A 16,466-nucleotide genomic window follows, 5' to 3' on the forward strand; every position below is an offset into this window, starting at 1 on the left:
CGAACGCGTGATGGGGATGACCAATCCGGGAGTGAGAATCCAGATGACCACCGACGACGACCTACCGCCACGTAACGGTCTGGGCGACAAGGACAGTCGAGAGCGGGTCCTGGTCATCATCCTCGCGTTGGCCGGTGTGATGTCGACGCTCGCGCTGTCAGTGCTGCCGGTACTCGCCGACGTGTCGCACAGTCCAGGGTTCAGCGCGCTGATCGGATCGGTGAACACCGCCGGATATCTCGTGATCATCCTGGTCGCCGCGCGCTCTCCGCTGAGCTGGGTGCTGGTCCGCCGGCTGGCGCTGGTGATGGTCGGGATCGCGGTGGTCGCCGGGGTCACGGCCGCGACGATCCTCGACGAGAACGCCGGGCCGGGATTTCTGCTCGCGATGTCGGCCTTGATGGCGGCGGTGATCGCGGCGCTCAGCTACTTGCGAATCTCCTGAGGCGCCGTGAAGGACTGGAACATCACCTCTCGACGCAGGGCGAAGCCGAGCGTCTCGTAGAGGCGGATGGCGGTGGTGTTGGACGCCGAGGCGTGCAGGAACGGCACCTCGCCGCGCAGCCGGATGCCATGCGCGAGTGCGCGAATCAGTCGGCTACCCAGCCCCTGGCCCTGATTGTCGGGATCGGTACAGACAGCGCTGATCTCGGTCCAGCCCGGCAGGTGCAGGCGCTCACCGCCCATGGCCACGAGGCGCCCACCGCGGCGGATACCCAGGTAAGTGCCGAGTTCGATGGTCCGCGGCCGGAACGGGCCCGGCTCCGTACGGCGCACCAGATCGAGCATCTCGGGTACGTCGTCGGCGGTGAGCTCGACCGCCTCGTCATCGGGCGCCGACGCGACGGCGTCGTCGACCATCTGTACGCCCTTCATCCGCATCTGCAGTCCCCAGTCGGCGGGTGGCGTCACGTCGACGACCGGAACGAATATCGAGGTGCCGGCCCCGACGAGCATGGCGGCGTCGGCCCAGTCGGCGGCGGTCGGGTCGTCGGGGAGTGCGGCCATCGGGCAGACATCCGGCTGATAGCGCACCGCGTTGCCGTGACGCTCAGCGAAACGTGCGTGGGGCCCGGCCAAGGCGGCCAGTGCCGGGTTGTCGAGTGGGCTGGAGGTACTGCTTTCCACGGCTCGACGATACCCGGTGTCGTAATTGGGCGACTTGCGAACCCTGGGTTGAGGTTCGCAGATTCCTCTCAGGCGCAGATGATTTCGGCCCAAGGTCGGCGGGGCAGTGTCGACGGTGAACGAGCGATCCGGCGCAGACGTCCGGACCTCACCGACCGAGAGGGTGACGATGCCGGATCCGAGCTGACGTTGGACAGACCGCGACCCACCGCGGCCGGCGTGTGTGCTTTGACGGCTCACGTGCTCGTGACGGTGAGTCGGGGTGTGCCAACGAACCGACCGGCACGATGCCGTGCCGTGTGACCCCGTCGTAGACGATTCTGTCGCGGCGGGGTCGCAGTGTGAGGTCACCGACCGGGCGTGCTGCCCACGCTCGGCAACACCAGTTCGCAAGACACGCGTTGCGGGTGTTCCGGATCCAGGGCGTTCCGGACCATCACCGTGGTGCGGTGTGAGCCCGCGATCGCTTGATGCTCCGAATAGTCCTGCGCGCACGAGTCCTGGACAACGATGTTGGTGACCTGCTGACCAGGTTTCCCGGGCACGAGTCCGCTGGTATACGGCACAGCCATCTCGTCGTAGCGGGTCGCGATGTTCGTGTATTCGACGCCCGGCACGTATGGGGTAACGCCGGCGTTGAGCTTCTTGATGAACGCCGATCCGGCTGCGGGTTCTCGGCAGAGCGCGCAGTTTCCGCCGCGGGTCAGCGGGCTGGCGTCGATGACCTCTTGAGGGATGGCGACGCCCTGGTAGATGCCTGCGATCGAGACCGATTTGTCGACGACGGTGTGCCCACCGCCGTAGCGGATGAAGTACCCGGTGACCAGACTGCCGAGCGAGTGGGACACGAGGTCGACCTTGGACGCGTGCGTTGTGGCGAGGACTTTGCGGACAAAAGCCGACAACTCAGGCACACCGACCGCCTCGATCGATGACAGCCCTGCGATACCGCTGAACGGTTTCGGCACACCGGCCTGCACGCCCCAGTTGAGGGCAAACGTGCAGTAGCCCGCGTTGTGCAGGACCGGCCCGTAGACGCCCCAGTCGAGCTGTCGATTGGCGAACCCGCCATGCACCAGCACGACCGGATTCGGGTGGCGAGCACTGGGTTTGCACGACCAGTCGTTGGTTCCCGGTGGATCGCCGTCGGGATCGGCGAGCTGGTTGAATGTGCCCGCAAAGTAGTTGTTCGGGACGGGCAGTTGTGCACCTGCCGGGCCGAGGGATGGGACGGCTGTTGCCGGACCCGTCGCCAAGACCAGAGCGAGAGCTGTCAACCAAATCGATACGAGCGCGCGCATCGGCGGACCATAGCGCATGGGGCACACAGCTGTTGTCAGTTTGCGGTCGGTCGGTCGGAGAACCGACTGAGAGTCAATCGTCTGGGGGACAGGATCTGCGAGGCTGCGCACTTTTCTGTGCTCCCGCGACAGTGCCCAGCCTTTCGGTAGCAGTTGTTCGATTGGACTTGGTGCTGATTCTGCAGCGCCAATCACCCGGGAATGAGAGCACCCGCCAATTCACCGGTGGCCGTCAGATTGACCTTCCCCGCCCGGAGGTAGAGACCAATCTTTCGCACGAGGTGCGGGAGCACTGAACTCGGATGGCTACGTCGATGGATGGTTGTGCACGCATACCGTGCCGTAACCCGCACGGCGGTCGAGATCTGTAGTCCGATCAAATGAAATTCCTGCGGTCTTCATCGCTTGCGTCTCCAGGTCGGCGCGTATCGGCACGTCATGATCGGTGCTGACGGCCTACCCCGCGCGGTCGAGAACAGATTCGCTGGGTAATATGCGACCGAGCATTGTCGGGGTGGAGTTGTGATGCTGTTTCGGGGGAAAGCCGTGATCCACGGCGAGCTACCCGGCCACATGAGGTCGGGCGGCAGCGACGAGCGATCAGCACTGCAAGCGGGCGAACCAGCACCGCATCTTCCCGCCCCGGCCGTCGGTACGGAGGGGACTTTCACATGATGGCTTACGCATCTGAGCGCCGGTCGCGGCATCGTCATGATCCGGAGGGTCGTCGTTCGCCGTTGTTGTTGTCGGTGACCTCGGCGGCGTTGGCGGCGTCGATTGCGGCGGGTGTGGGTGCGGGTTTGGCTCAGGCGGCTCCCGAGCAGGGCGGCACGAGCCCGAGCGACACGGCACCGCAGCAGGGTGGCACGACACCTGATGCGCCGGCACCGGAGCAGGGTGGGACGACGCCGACTCCTCAGGTGGCGCCTGCCTATAACCCGGGTCCGGGGTCGATTCCGGGTCCGCCGCAGGAGGCGCCGTATCAGTCGTATGTGGCGCCGGATTCGGGTACGAGTTATGAGAATGCGTATACGCCGTTGCCTTCGCAGCCGTTGCGGGTGCCGCGTGCGGTGAAGCCGGTGCGGCCGATTGCGCCGCCGCCGAAGAAGATTCGTGTCGGCAACTTTGTGACCGATATTCCGAAGGGGATGTCGCAGCGCGACGTGAATTCAGTCAATGAGTGGTCGGCTTACGGTGAGGCCAAGATCGCCCAAGGTTTAATCTCGGTGGGGGTGCCTGAAGATGAGGCGACCCGGCAAGCGGCTTCGACGATCATCGGCGTGATGACCGGGGGTACCGCGGGTGCGGTGACGTTGGGTATTCCGGCGGCGGTGATGGGTGCGGCCGGGGGTGCGGTCGTCGGCGCAGGTGTGGGTGCGGTAACGGGATATGTGCTATCTAGCGGTACGGGTGTGCTTGTGCCGCAAGGAGCCCTTATCGGCGCTGGCGTTGGAGCGGCTGCCGGTGCTGTTGGCCTTGGTGCTGCGGGTGCGGCGCTAGGTGCAGCAATCGGAGGAACCGCCGGAGGCGCACTCGCTTACGCCCTCGGCGCCGGAGATCCTGGCGCGCACCCGAAGGAACCGTGGAAGCAGGGCAAGCCCCAGGCGCCTAAGGCCAAGCCGCTTCCGAACCCCGGTGCGAACCAGTTCGAGTACAAGCTCTCCGCCTCAGATGCGAAGAAGTCGGGATTGCCGGCCGTCAACTACGTCGTCAATCACCGCGGTGACGTCAACGTCGAGGTCGGGAACTGGAAGGCGAACTGGAGCGTCGACCAAGCGCTCGCGCCGTACGGGTTCATGGGTGGCGGAGCGAAGCAGGGCGAAGAGTCGGCCCGCGACATGACCAAACAACGCAGTGGCCAGATCGAATCCACGGTTCCCGGTGGTGAGGTGACCTGGCCGCAGGAGACCGCGACTGTCGGGTGACGGACAATGGCGGGTCCGTCTGGCAATAACACGGTGGTGGGTCCTTGAAACGCGGTTCGCGCCCGGGCATCGCGATGATTGCATGACAACTAGGAGGGGTACGAGATGCACAGGATTGCCTCGATACTGGCAGTGGTGGTGGCGGCCGCCGTCATGGCATGTGTTGGTGCGGGTAGCGCCACTTCGCAGCCGCAGTTACCGAAGTTCTCGACCACGGGCGACAACTTCGGCACGTTCGGCGATCATGACTTCTGCCGCGGCACGGTCAATCTCGGCCTCACGGCTCCGAAGGGCAAGCACGGCGTCGTCCGCGTCACCCTGACGTCGTTCGGATTTGTGGGCAACGGACGGGGTTGGGCCCGACGCCCTGTCTGCCGGGTGTTGATGGTGGCAACCCAGACCAGTGGGAACAGTGTGCTGAAGCAGACTCCCATGCCGGCGGCCTTCGGTCCGCGTCGCGGGGATAGAGTAACGCGGGACATCGTCACGGGGCCTGGAGTCGCGCTGATCTCCGTGATCCCGTACACGACCAAGCTTCCTCGGATCAGCCAAGGGAATGGGGCAGGGGCCTACGTTCTTGTTCCGTGATCGCGGATGACTTCGCGAACCACTCCGGCAGCGCCAAGTCACAACCCGGGTCGCACGGGATGTGCCTGGCGACAATGAAGTTGGCAACTGGAAGGCTAACTGGAGCGTCGACCAAGCGCTGGCGCCGTACGGGCTGATGGGTGGAGGAGCGAAGCAGTGCGAGAAGTGTGCGCGCGACATGACCAAGGAACAGAGTGGCCAACTCAAGGCCGCCGTCCCGGGCGGCGAAGTCATCTGGCCGCAAGAGTGAGCGCTCACGGCATGAACACAGATTCGTCGGGTTACAGCAATGGAGACCTCAGTTGTTGAGCAGCAAGCTCAGGGCCTCGATGATGATCGCGACGGTTTCGGTACTGACCTTCGTCGGCGCTGGTATCGGAACAGCAGCACCATTGCAGTCGACGACCTTGGGGAGCGACAACTTCGGTACCTTCGGTGATCACGACTACTGCCATGGTGTGATGAACGCCCGTCTCAGTCCGCCCAAGGGGAAGCGCGGCGTTGTTCGCGTAAACCTGACCTCGTTCGGATTCACTGGCTCGGGTGCCGGTTGGCAGCGCAATCCGCATTGTCGTGTGGTGATGGGCACGAGTCATATCAGCTCAATCGCGTGGAATCAGGAACACTTCCTTCCCGCCACCTTTGGGTCGCGTAAGGGCGAGCAGGTATCCCGAGATATCTACACAGGGTCCGGATTGATCCAGTTCGGCGTCGTTCCTTATTCGAAGGATCTTCCAGTGCGAGTCCGGCAGGATATGGAGTCGGCTTCTTTGTGGTGGTTCCGTGAGTAGGAACGGACCGTTGGTCGCCGTCGCATAAGCCTGACCGAAAGGACGACATGTTCCGTCGCTCGATGGGGTTGGTGTGCGTAGGAGTAGCTGTCATCGTGTCGCTCGTGGCGCGGGCACTGCCGGCGCCAAGCCCTACGAGGCACCTCGAATCAGCCAGTACAGTCAGGATGTTTGGGCTGTCGGCGGAAACAGCGGCTGCCGTGGACCGATTCACGTCGGGATCAAAGTCGATCGCCAACAGCGCGGAAAGGCCTTCATCACTCTGACACCCCGGGGGTTCGTGGGTGATGGACCCGGCTGGAGGCGAAATGCTGTTTGCAAGGTGACGATCAGGAGCGCTGTCGACTTCGACACGTTGTATCGAGGACCTCCCGCAATTGTCACGGCAGGGGCGAATGGCGGCAAGCCCGCGCCTTCACCCGAACGACATCGACGAACAGCGACTTTGTCCACCTGTATAGTGCGCATGTGCAACGGCTGCGTTCGTGCAGACCGATGCCGGTACGGGGATTCACGCAGTTTCGTTGGGGAGGGACCAGATGCGGAGGCTTTGCGCACTGCTGCTCGTAGCGGCGATCGTTTCGCTGTCGTGGCTTGGCACGGGAACTGCCTCGGCTGAACCGCAATTACCGAAGATCGTGCTTTCCACGCTCAATTTCGGAACCTTTGGCGACCACGACTACTGCCACGGTGCTCTGAACGTGGGGGCAGTGGCGCCCAGGGGGAAGAGCGGTGTCGTTCGGGTCACCGTCACCTCTTTCGGATTCACCGGAAACGGCCCGGGCTGGAAGCGAAATCCCAAGTGCCGCTTTCTTCTGTACATGAGTCAGATCAGCGGTTCGGCTATCGCGGGCAAGGAGTTCTTCTATCCGGTCGGGTTCGGACCGCGGCCAGGAGAGAAGGTGGTTCGAGAGATTCGCACCGGGCCCGGCCCAGTATCGATGAGTGTTGCGACGTACGCCCTCGACAAACCGGTTCGAGTGCCGCAGACCTACGGTGGTTCGGGATTTCTCACTGTCGTTCCGTGACGTCCATGTTTCGAAATCTGTGAGACCGGAAGCAGATTGACCCATTAGAAGTATGGGCGACTCGAAAAGGTTTGGCGCGAACCGATTGCTGCGGCCACGTCTTCGTCATGGCATGCGTTGGTGCGGGTAGCGCCACTTCGTAGCTGCAGTTACCGAAGTTCTCGACCACGGGCGACAACTTCGGCACGTTCGGCGATCACGACTTCTGTCGCGGCACGGTCAATCTCGGACTCACGCTCCGAAGGGCAAGCACGGCGTCGTCCGCGTAACCCCTGACGGCGTTCGGATTTGTGGGTAACGTGTTGGGCCGGCACCCTGTCTGCCGGGTGCTGATGGTGGCAACCCAGAACAGTGTGGACAGTGTGTTGAGACAGACTCCCATGAGCCAGGGAAGAATGGGGCAGGGGCATACGTGCTGGTTCCGTGATCGCGGACTGAATCGCCCCGGGTTTGCTGGAGGCTCGTTTACTTGGTTCCAGCGTTTGCTGGGACCGGGTTCTCACGGTAGCTGGCGACGATGTGGGTCGACCAGTAGCTGGCCTCGTACTCGACGGGTGGGACGTGTCCGATCTCGCCGTGCAGCCGGCGGTGGTTGAACCAGTCGATGTACTCGGCGACGGCGATCTCGACCTCGCCGACAGCGCCCCAGCCACCTCGAGGGCGCATGACTGGGTTGCGGATGCACTCGGCCTTGAACAGCGAATTGAACGCCTCAGCCATCGCATTGTCGTACGAATCACCCTTGGAGCCAACTGAAGTCACCGCTTCGGCTTCGGCAAGACGTTCGGCGTAACGGATGGCTCGGTACTGCACGCCGCGGTCGGAATGGTGAATCAGTCCGGCCACGTCCTGGCCGGCACGCGACCGCGCCCACAACCCCATGTCCAAGGCGTCAAGAGCGAGGTCGGTGTGCATGGTGGTCGAGACCTGCCAGCCCACGACCATCCTCGAGAAGACGTCGAGGATGAACGCGGCGTACACCCAACCTGAATGCGTACGGATGTAGGTCAGGTCCGCCACCCACAGCGCGTTGGGCGCCGCCGCGGTGAACTGCCGTTCGACACGATCTGCCGGCTGCGGAGTTTCGGCCCCCTCGCTGCACGTGGTCTTCCGCGTCTTTAGCCGCGCTATCCCCTGCAGCCCATCAGCTTTCATCAACCGTTCAACGGTGCACCGGGCCACGCCGATACCCTTCCTGCGCAGTTCGGCATGGACTTTGCGGGCACCGTAGACGCCGAGATTGTCGGCATGCACGGTGCGGATCTCACCGAGGATCTCACGGTCACGGACCACACGTGGCGCCTCGACTCGTCGACAGCTCAGATGAGCTCGGACCGTGGACGGAGCGATCTGGGCAGCCGTATCTCTCAGGGCCGCACAGATCGGATCGACTCCGTGTTCGTCGCGGAAAGCGGCGACGAACTCCACGATCAACGCTGTGGGCGGTCGATCTCCGCCGCAAAGAAAGCCGAGGCCTGCTTCAAGATCGTGTTCGCCCGCCGCAGCTCACGGTTCTCCCGCTCCAGCTGTGCGATCCGCTCAGCCTCGTCGGTCGTGGTCCCCGGTCGCACCCCACCGTCGATCTCGGCCTGCTTAACCCAGGTGCGAAGCGCCTCAGGGTGCACACCGAGTTGATCGCCGATACGTTTGAGCGCCCCCGGCCGCGTGGCCGGGTCCCGACGGGCCTCCACCGCCATCCGCGTCGCCCGCTCCTTCAGCTCAACGCTGTACTTACGTGGTGCTGCCATGCTCTCCATCCTTCACAGATTTGAGAGCCTCCGACAAACCCGGGGCGATTCAACCGATCCCAGTCCGAGGACGTTGCAGTCCATGATGTTGGCGCGACGATACGGATGGAGGCGGGCCCGCGAGCCGATGCGGTCGACGAGTGGTCCGTAGAACATCATGGTTGGGCCGTTGACGCCGGCGAACAGCCCGCCGGAGACGATGGCGCCGACGGCGATCGCGGTCTCGGTGCCACGCGCAGTGTTCGTGAGGCGTGAGCCGGTGATCGCATCGACGATGGCGTCGAAGACACCGGAGCCCTCGAGCACGCCGATGATGGCGAACACGATGATGCCGAGGCCGATGAGCGGCAGCACGTCGGTGATGCCGTCGACGAGGAAGCCGGTGGCGGCGTCGTCCTTCGACGAGATGATGTCGGCAGGCGAGATGAGCCCCGATGCCAGACCGATGACCGTGCCGACGACCAGGCCGCAGGTGGTCGCCAGGAACAGATCTCGCTTCCAGAAGGCCACGCCCAGAAGGGCAACCACGGCGATGAGCATCAGCAGCGGCTTCGGCCCCACATCGGTGGGCGCGGCGGAGGCGCCCGAGTCCGTGGTGAGCATCAGTCCGACGACGACGTACAGCACGAGCGTGATGCCCGCGGCGGGCAGCGAATAGCGAGTGCGAGAACGCACGACGCCTGCGATGTCGGCGACACCCTCCTTGCGGCGGAAGCGCTGCGTCGCCGACGACACCACGGTCGAATCGGAGATGGGCGCCAGGTTGTCACCGAACAAGGCGCCGGAGAGGATCGCTCCGGCCAGCAGGAGCGGATGGGCTCCCAGCACCACGCCGGCCGGGAAGATGACCGGGAACGCGGTGAACAGTGTCCCGATGGACGTTCCCGTCGACATCGCCATCACACCGGCGATCACAAACGCGATGGCCGGGAACAGTGCCGGTGACACGCCGGCTTCCTGTGCCGCCCAGATCAATCCGTTCGCGGCGCCGGACGAGCTGAGGAGCATCGAGAAGAGACTGACCGCCAGCAGGATCATCAGCAGTGTGCTCGCCGTGGGGGAGGAGAGGCCACGCAGGGCGGCATTCCAATAGCTCGAATAATTGCGCGCCAGCGAGGCGCCCAGGAGCAGACCGACCAGTCCGGATGCGGTCAGCGCCGTCATGTCGAAGACGTTGAACGCGATGAAGTACGAGATGACGCCGACGAGGAAGATCACCGGTGCCACAAATGCGACGTACATGCCGCCGCGGAACTCGAGACGGTCGTCGGTTGGGGTGGTTTCCATGGGGGACTCCCGATTTCAGCGGCGGCGGTAGGCCGCGAGCGCTTGGACGATACTGTCGACGTCGTTGTCGGTGCTGTAGTAGTGGAACGAGATCCGCAGGCGCCGGCCGCGTGGCGCGGTACTGATGCGATGTTCGGCGAGCAGCCACGCCGCGAGGGCGTCGGGATCGTCGTCGATGATCGCAACCTGCGGGCCCGCGAACGTCGGATCTTCGGGTCGATCGACCTGCTCACCGAGATCGCGGAGTTCTGCGGCGGTGCGCTCGGCCAACCGTTGCACGTGAGCCCAGCCCACCTGGGCGTCGACGGTGTCGAGGGCGTCGAGACCACCGAGCGCCGCGTACACCGACGGCACACCGGGTGTTCCGGTCTCGAATTTCGCAGCAGTGGAAGGTGTTTCGAGGTAGGCGGGATCGAAATTGAATGGGTTGCTCCGACCGAACCATCCGGTCAGCGCCGGGTTGTCGAGCTCTTCGGGATGACGAACGTAGAGGAAGGCCAGTCCGGGAAGTCCGAGCATGTACTTGAGCACACCGGTGACGAGGAAGTCGCAGCCCAGCTCGTCGACGGTGTAGGGCACCACGCCGCTGCCCTGGTAGGCGTCGACGAACATCAGCGCGCCTGCCGCGTGCGCGGCGTCGGCGATGGCGCGCACCGGTGGGCGCGTGCCGTTGACGTAGGAGACCAACGGTGCCGACACGACGCCGACGGTGTCGTCGATCTGCGATGACCACGCTGAGGCGGACAGAAAGTCGTCCGACGGCACCGACCGGATCGGGGTGCCATCGGCGGAGGCGCGCCACACGTGGCCGACCGACGGGAACTCGTGGTCACTGCTCAGCAGCGCCTTGCGGCCACGCGTAGCAATGGTGGTGCGGACCTGGAAGGCGGCGATCGAGGCGTTCGGTGCGATGGCGACCTGCTCCGGCGATGCCCCGATCCGGGCTGCGAACCGCGCGCGAAGGGTCTCGACGAGCTCCATCCAGCGTCCCCACGGGGCCGGGTCGGCGATCAGATCGTCCTGCATGGCCTGCAGTCGACGCTGCAGATCGACCGACACGGCGCCCTGGCTGCAGCTGGCGAGGTGGACGGTGTCGCCGAGGTGAGGGAACCGGCTTCGGAAGTCGGCGAGCTGGTCGGTTGCCGGTGTGGTGGCCTCCTGGACTGATGTCATTGGCCAATGGTGCGGCACGGTATTAACCCTGTCAATAGAAGTATTAATCAGAGTCGGTGCGTGGGGCGGCCCTGTCACCTGCCATGATGCACATGTGCTGGGTACGACGATTCGCGAGGTGCGCAAGACGCGTGGGCTGACGATGGTGCAGCTGGCCGAGTCGGCCGGTGTCTCGCAGGGCCTGATCAGCCAGGTGGAGAACGGTCGGGCCGATCCCAGCCTGGAGACGTTGCGTCGAATCGCGGAGGCGCTCGGGGCGCCCCTGTTCGACCTGTTCCAGGATGGTGCGCCGAGTCCGGTGAACGTGCTGCGTGCCGGCAACCGTGCCTCGGTCACCACGCCGACGGGTTCGCTGACCTACGAGAAGCTCTCCCCGCCGAGCGCGACGCTCGAGGTGCTGCGTGGTCGGCTGGAGCCCAACGACGTGTCCAGTCGAGAACCGCACGCACACCCGGCAAGCGAGTGTGTGGTCGTCGAGAGCGGTTCGATGGTGGTCGAGGTCGCGGGGGAGCGGATCGAACTAGAGGCAGGCGACAGCGCGACCTACGATTCGCGGCTGCCGCATCGGTATCTGAACGAATCCGATGAGCGGACAGTGTTTCTCGTGTTGGCGTCGCCGCCAAGTTTCTGAGCCGACGATCACGGTGTGGGTCACCGACACGTTCGCTCGGCCGAGCGGGGCAACGATCCCAGACCGGCGACTCGCCGCCATCGGCGCGATTGGATGGCCCACCGCACGACTGCAATGATCAACGCGACCGTGGGTATCCAGAGGTAGCAGAAGCCGATAAAGATGAGCAGCCCCCAGAGGAAGCCGCCGAAGAAGGCATCTCGGTACTCGGTGGCAGAGTTTGGTTCGCCGTCAGTGGCGACCGCGATTTCGAGCGCGACAACGGTTCCGACGATGGCAATCAGTGCGCTGACGGGGATTGCGCACAGGAGTGAACGCAGCCAGAGCCGGAACAGCATGGATAGCACGGTAGACGTCGACCACCGCTAGCAGGAATCCGACTCACCGATCTTGACCGCCGACAACACAGCGTCACCCTCACCGATCGGCGTTCCCGGATCGGGTGTTTGAGCGACCACAATCCAATTCCGGTCCAGGATCTGGGATCGCCCCCGGCCCGTCGCATCGGTGCTCCGAGAGAAGAAGACCCCGGCGTCCTGGATCTTGTTCTGCGCGTCCTGCAGATTCATGCACACCACGTCGGGCATGATCGCCGGTTCTTCGGGAGGGGCCGTGGTGGCGGTCGCCTGCGTCATCGGTGGCGGCGCCTCGGTCGTCGGGGGCTCAGTAGTCGACACCTCCGTCTCGGTGGCCACCGCGGCGGTCGCTGTCTCGGTCACGGTGGTCGTCGCCGTGTCTGCACCTCCGCCGCATCCAGCGATCACGAGAGCGATCAGCAGGGCTCCTGCCGCTGCACCAGCGGACTTCCGGACGTGCGTCATGCGCTCTCCTCGGTCGACGAGCATCTCTGTGTGCCTCTGTATCGACCAAGGGTGTGATCCGCGTTACACCCGCCCGATCAGAGACCCAGATCTCCTTCGAATCGCCGGAAATAGCTTTCCGGGTCCTGGTTGTAGGCCGTGTTCTCCTGCTCGCAGCGTTCGAGCAGTGCGGTATGTTGCGCCCGCTCGACCGCCCGGCGGGCGTCGTGGGCCTTGATCATCTTCGACGTGGCGAACACCAGCAGCCCGATGGCTGCGGCCGCGGCAAAGATGTACCAGAACTTCACGACCACGGCGATGAGGATGAGCACCACGATCACCAGGGCACCCGCGCCTTTGTTGCCACCATCTGACTTGGCCATCTCGTCGCTCCCTCACGATCGTCGTGTTGGGGACATCGTCGCAGGACATACCGACAGTTACAGCAGGTCGCAGCGTCGTCAGGTGACCCGACGGAATGGTCACCAACCCGAGAGTGTTGGAATGCCATGTAAGCGTTTGCTTAGGTATCGGCTCGGGCAAGTCCGTCCGACGACGACCACCCAGGCTTGGAACAGGGGGCGGCCATGGCCACACACGTTGATCACATATCGAGAGGCGATGCTGCCGTTCCGTTGGTGCTCCCCACGCAAGACTCCTTCTACGACGAGCCCGCCGACCTCCGCGCCATGCGGCCGGGCGAGATCATCCGGTCACGGCAGGTCGAGCTCAAGGACTATTGGGCGTCGCATCACCGCAGCCAGGCGTGGCAGCTGCTGTACCGGTCGACCGATCTGTACGGCGCTGCGGGTGTCGCGGCCACTACCGTCGTCATGCCACGCAAGCGTGCGCGCGACGGCCAGTTCCAACTTCTGTCGTTCCAGTGCGCGATCGACGCGGTCACCTCGCAGTGCTTCCCGTCGTATGCGCTGCGCAAGGGCGCTTCAGCCGCGAAAGCGATTGCGCCGTTCGAGTTCTTGGTGATCCGCCGTGCGCTGGCCAAGGGCTGGGCGGTGTCGATTCCCGACCACGAGGGCATGCTCGGCGCGTGGGGAGCCCCGCGTGAGCCCGGCTATCGCACTCTCGACGGCATCCGTGCGGCGTTGTCGTTCGACGACTTCGAATTTCGTTCTGACACACCGGTCGGCCTGTGGGGCTATTCGGGCGGCGGCATGGCGACGTCGTGGGCCGCGGAGATGGCGCCTCAGTACGCGCCGGAGCTGAACCTCATCGGCGCGGTTCTCGGCTCCCCGGTGGGGGACATGGCATCGGCACTGATGCGCCTGAACGGCGGCTTCCACACCGGGTTGCCGGTGATGGCCATCGAGGGACTGCGACGCGTCTACCCGCAGCTCGACCGCGTGATCGTCGACCACGCCACCGAAAGTGGGCGTCGGCATCTCGCGGAAATCGCCGAGATGCCCACCGTGGAAGCGTTGCGGCGCTTCAAGAATCACGACATCGACAGCTTCCTCGACATCCCGCTGGCCGACGTGCTCGCCCGCCCCGAGATCGTCGAGATGATGAACGACCTGCAACTCGGTACGCACGCCCCGACGATTCCGCTGCTGGTGGTGCAGGCGGTGCACGACGAGGTGATCAGCGTCGACGACATCGACGGCCAGGTCGAGCGCTACCGCGAGCAGGGTGTGTCGGTGACCTTTGTGCGCGATCAGCTCAGCGAGCACTACTCGTTGCTGCCGCTGTCGGGTCCGTTGGCGGTGTCCTGGTTGGCGAATCGGCTCGACGGCCGTCCGGGACAGGACAAGACGGTGACGGCGGTGGCCGGTCAGCGGGCGCCGCGTTGGGCGAAGCTCCTCGGTGGGGGACGTGCACGGCCGGATCGTGAGAACACCGTGACCGACGATGAGCGACCGGCCGCCTGACCGAGCGCCGAGAGCGTAGCCTCAGGCCGAGTCCTCCGTGTGCAGAACATGATCGGTGCGATGCATACGGCCGGTCGTGTATCCGATGGCCATAAGCCCGGCCACCACACACAGCACGATTGTGACCCACCCCGGCCACTCGAGCGCCTCGACGAGCTCGAAGGCCTCTTTGATGCCGATCAGGGCGGCACCGGCCCCGACGATGAACCAGCCCGTGGCTTTGTTCGCATACGACACGAACTGCTCCCGCTGTTCCAGCGTCAGGGCCGCCGTCACCTGTTGTCGCCACTCCTCCTGCGCGCGATGAATGAGCACATAAGCCACCGGCGGCAATAGCCACCACCACGGGGACACCCGCTCCTGATGTGGAATCGCCAGTGATTGCTCTCGGATCGTTCCGCGGTCGATCTTCTCCTCGCTCAACTCGAGCGCCCCCTGATACATCGGGCCGGCCACGAGCAACCATGCCCCGACGTACCCGCAGATTGCGACGAACAACTCCATCAGCGCGCCTTTCGGATGGTGCTCTAGCCTCAGACCCGCGTGACGTCGAGGTCCCCCTCCTGGTACTGCGACCGCAGACGCTTCTTGTCGAACTTGCCGACGCTGGTCTTCGGCACCTCGTTGATCACGGTCCAGTTCTCCGGGAGCTGCCACTTGGCGACCTTGTCGGACAAGAACTCCCGCAGAGTGTCGGCGGTGGCGTCGGAGCCCTCGCGCAGGACCACTGCGACCAGTGGCCGCTCGTCCCACTTCTGATCCGGCACGCCGATCACCGCGGCCTCGATGACGTCCGGGTGCCCCATGACGGCGTTCTCCAGGTCCACCGACGAGATCCATTCGCCACCGGATTTGATGATGTCCTTGGTGCGGTCGGTGAGGGTCAGATACCCGTCGGGAGTGATGGATCCGACGTCGCCGGTGCGCAGCCAGCCGTCCTGGAACTTGTCCGGCGCGTCGACACCGTAATAGGAGGCGGCGATCCACGGTCCGCGAACCTCGAGCTCGCCGATGCTCTCGCCGTCGTTGGGCACCACCTGGCCGTCGTCGTCGACGAGCCTGGCCCGCACCGACGCCGGGAATCGGCCCTGGGTGTAGCGGTAGCGCCACCGCTCCTCACCCTCGGTATCGGCAGGCGGACGTGCCACCGAGCCGAGCGGCGACGTCTCCGTCATTCCCCACGCGTGCAAGACCTGGACGCCGTGATCCTTGTCGAAGGTGTGCATCAGCGACGGCGGCACCGCGGACCCGCCGATGAGGACGTCGTGCATGAACGAGATGTCCTGCGGGTGCTGCTCCAGATATTGATGCAGCCCTTGCCAGATGGTCGGCACCGCGGCGGAGAAGTTGGGTCGTTCCGCTTCGATCAGTGCGGCCAGGGGTTCGGGCTGGAGGAACCGATCGGGCATGAGCAGTGATGCGCCGATCATGAACGCCGCGTACGGAAGTCCCCATGACATCGCGTGGAACTGCGGAACCACCGCCAGCGCACGATCGCCCTGCTTGAGTGCCGGCCCATCGGTCATGCACACCTGCATCGAGTGCATGTAGATCGAACGGTGGGAGTAGACAACGCCTTTCGGGTCGCCGGTGGTGCCGGACGTGTAACACATTGCCGCGGCCGACCGTTCGTCGACATCGGGCCAGTCGAACTCTTCTGGCTGGTCGGCGAGCAGCGCGTCGTACGAATGCACCTGCATGCCGTCGGGGGCGTCGATCCCGTCCGTGTCGCCGGTGACGATCAGGTGCTTCACCGTCGTCAGTTGTGGGAGCTGCGGCGTCAATAACGGGACGAGAGTGGCGTCGACGATGATGACATGGTCCTCGCCGTGGTTGGCCACAAACACCAGCTGCTCAGGGAAGAGCCGAATGTTGAGCGTGTGCAGCACCGCGCCCATCGACGGGATGGCGAGATACGCCTCGAGGTGCTCGGCGTTGTTCCACATGAACGTGCCGACCCGCTCGTCACCGGTCACACCCAGCCCGCGCAACGCGTGCGCGAGCTGCGCGCACCGCCGCCCGACCTCGGCGTAGCTGCGGCGTCGTGCACCGGCGTCGGTCCAGGTCACCACCTCTGCGGTGCCGTGGAAGGTGCTGCCGTGGTGCAACAGCTGTGCGATCGACAGGGGGGCGTCTTGCATGGTGCTCAGCACTGATTCACTCCTTGGTCGTAAATGCGG

The 16,466-nt window shown here is 64.7% G+C and carries 16 protein-coding genes, 1 pseudogene and 1 other annotated feature; of the genes and pseudogenes, 7 read left to right on the forward strand and 10 right to left on the reverse strand.

Translation table 11 applies throughout. The features are described 5' to 3' along the window. Positions 1–43: 43 nt before the first annotated feature. Positions 44–445: a hypothetical protein gene (locus ACLQ3I_RS05280; protein WP_425793291.1), complete on the forward strand. Its 402-nt coding sequence runs from the start codon at positions 44–46 to the stop codon at positions 443–445. Here the strand turns inward: ACLQ3I_RS05280 and ACLQ3I_RS05285 are convergent. Further along, entirely contained in the window at positions 427–1,128 is a 702-nt protein-coding gene (locus ACLQ3I_RS05285; RefSeq protein ID WP_425800323.1) for a GNAT family N-acetyltransferase, read from the reverse strand. The genes ACLQ3I_RS05280 and ACLQ3I_RS05285 overlap by 19 nt on opposite strands. Positions 1,129–1,475: 347 nt before the next feature. Further along, positions 1,476–2,429, reverse strand: a complete 954-nt coding sequence (locus ACLQ3I_RS05290; protein WP_425800325.1) for an esterase/lipase family protein — start codon at positions 2,427–2,429, stop codon at positions 1,476–1,478. 749 nt (positions 2,430–3,178) lie between these two features. Between ACLQ3I_RS05290 and ACLQ3I_RS05295 the strand changes: the two genes are divergently transcribed. The 4 genes from ACLQ3I_RS05295 (at position 3,179) to ACLQ3I_RS05310 (ending at position 6,761) form a co-directional block, all read left to right on the forward strand. Next, positions 3,179–4,354, forward strand: a complete 1,176-nt coding sequence (locus tag ACLQ3I_RS05295) for a hypothetical protein (RefSeq protein WP_425800327.1) — start codon at positions 3,179–3,181, stop codon at positions 4,352–4,354. Between the two features lie 105 nt (positions 4,355–4,459). Continuing rightward, entirely contained in the window at positions 4,460–4,942 is a 483-nt protein-coding gene (locus tag ACLQ3I_RS05300; RefSeq protein WP_425793295.1) for an enoyl-CoA hydratase, read from the forward strand. Positions 4,943–5,247: 305 nt separating this feature from the next. Further along, positions 5,248–5,733 (forward strand): enoyl-CoA hydratase, encoded by a 486-nt coding sequence (locus ACLQ3I_RS05305; protein WP_425793296.1) that lies wholly within the window; start codon positions 5,248–5,250, stop codon positions 5,731–5,733. 485 nt (positions 5,734–6,218) lie between these two features. Next, on the forward strand, positions 6,219–6,761 hold the full coding sequence (locus tag ACLQ3I_RS05310) for an enoyl-CoA hydratase (protein ID WP_425800329.1): 543 nt from the start codon (positions 6,219–6,221) through the stop codon (positions 6,759–6,761). A gap of 465 nt (positions 6,762–7,226) precedes the next feature. Here the strand turns inward: ACLQ3I_RS05310 and ACLQ3I_RS05315 are convergent. From ACLQ3I_RS05315 to ACLQ3I_RS05325, 3 genes and pseudogenes are all read right to left on the reverse strand, one after another. After that, positions 7,227–8,509 (reverse strand): annotated as a pseudogene (locus tag ACLQ3I_RS05315) (IS3 family transposase). Beyond that, positions 8,103–8,231: a sequence feature (AL1L pseudoknot), on the reverse strand. (Overlaps the previous pseudogene by 129 nt.) 12 nt (positions 8,510–8,521) lie before the next feature. Then, complete coding sequence (locus ACLQ3I_RS05320; protein WP_425800331.1) at positions 8,522–9,796, reverse strand: Na+/H+ antiporter NhaC family protein; 1,275 nt, start codon at positions 9,794–9,796, stop codon at positions 8,522–8,524. 15 nt (positions 9,797–9,811) lie between these two features. Continuing rightward, on the reverse strand, positions 9,812–10,969 hold the full coding sequence (locus ACLQ3I_RS05325; protein WP_425800333.1) for an aminotransferase class V-fold PLP-dependent enzyme: 1,158 nt from the start codon (positions 10,967–10,969) through the stop codon (positions 9,812–9,814). Between the two features lie 94 nt (positions 10,970–11,063). Here ACLQ3I_RS05325 and ACLQ3I_RS05330 point away from each other — a divergent pair, with 94 nt between their 5' ends. Beyond that, on the forward strand, positions 11,064–11,600 hold the full coding sequence (locus tag ACLQ3I_RS05330) for a helix-turn-helix domain-containing protein (protein WP_425800335.1): 537 nt from the start codon (positions 11,064–11,066) through the stop codon (positions 11,598–11,600). A 20-nt stretch (positions 11,601–11,620) separates the two neighbouring features. On the opposite strand, the gene ACLQ3I_RS05335 is transcribed toward ACLQ3I_RS05330, so the two are convergent. The 3 genes from ACLQ3I_RS05335 to ACLQ3I_RS05345 form a co-directional block, all read right to left on the reverse strand. Continuing rightward, on the reverse strand, positions 11,621–11,938 hold the full coding sequence (locus tag ACLQ3I_RS05335; protein WP_425793302.1) for a hypothetical protein: 318 nt from the start codon (positions 11,936–11,938) through the stop codon (positions 11,621–11,623). Positions 11,939–11,965: 27 nt separating this feature from the next. Further along, positions 11,966–12,421 carry a PASTA domain-containing protein gene (locus ACLQ3I_RS05340; RefSeq protein ID WP_425800337.1) on the reverse strand — a complete coding sequence of 152 codons (456 nt, stop codon included), beginning with the start codon at positions 12,419–12,421 and terminating at the stop codon, positions 11,966–11,968. Positions 12,422–12,498: 77 nt separating this feature from the next. Further along, on the reverse strand, positions 12,499–12,783 hold the full coding sequence (locus ACLQ3I_RS05345; protein ID WP_425800339.1) for a hypothetical protein: 285 nt from the start codon (positions 12,781–12,783) through the stop codon (positions 12,499–12,501). Positions 12,784–12,987: 204 nt separating this feature from the next. Here ACLQ3I_RS05345 and ACLQ3I_RS05350 point away from each other — a divergent pair, with 204 nt between their 5' ends. Beyond that, positions 12,988–14,286 (forward strand): lipase family protein, encoded by a 1,299-nt coding sequence (locus ACLQ3I_RS05350; protein ID WP_425800341.1) that lies wholly within the window; start codon positions 12,988–12,990, stop codon positions 14,284–14,286. A 21-nt stretch (positions 14,287–14,307) separates the two neighbouring features. On the opposite strand, the gene ACLQ3I_RS05355 is transcribed toward ACLQ3I_RS05350, so the two are convergent. Together ACLQ3I_RS05355 and ACLQ3I_RS05360 are read right to left on the reverse strand one after the other, a co-directional pair. After that, entirely contained in the window at positions 14,308–14,790 is a 483-nt protein-coding gene (locus tag ACLQ3I_RS05355; RefSeq protein WP_425793307.1) for a hypothetical protein, read from the reverse strand. Between the two features lie 29 nt (positions 14,791–14,819). After that, positions 14,820–16,439 carry a long-chain fatty acid--CoA ligase gene (locus tag ACLQ3I_RS05360; RefSeq protein WP_425800343.1) on the reverse strand — a complete coding sequence of 540 codons (1,620 nt, stop codon included), beginning with the start codon at positions 16,437–16,439 and terminating at the stop codon, positions 14,820–14,822. Positions 16,440–16,466: the final 27 nt, after the last annotated feature.

Origin of the sequence: Gordonia sp. DT101, from assembly GCF_049844895.1 — a bacterium.
In the GTDB taxonomy this organism is placed as follows: domain Bacteria; phylum Actinomycetota; class Actinomycetes; order Mycobacteriales; family Mycobacteriaceae; genus Gordonia.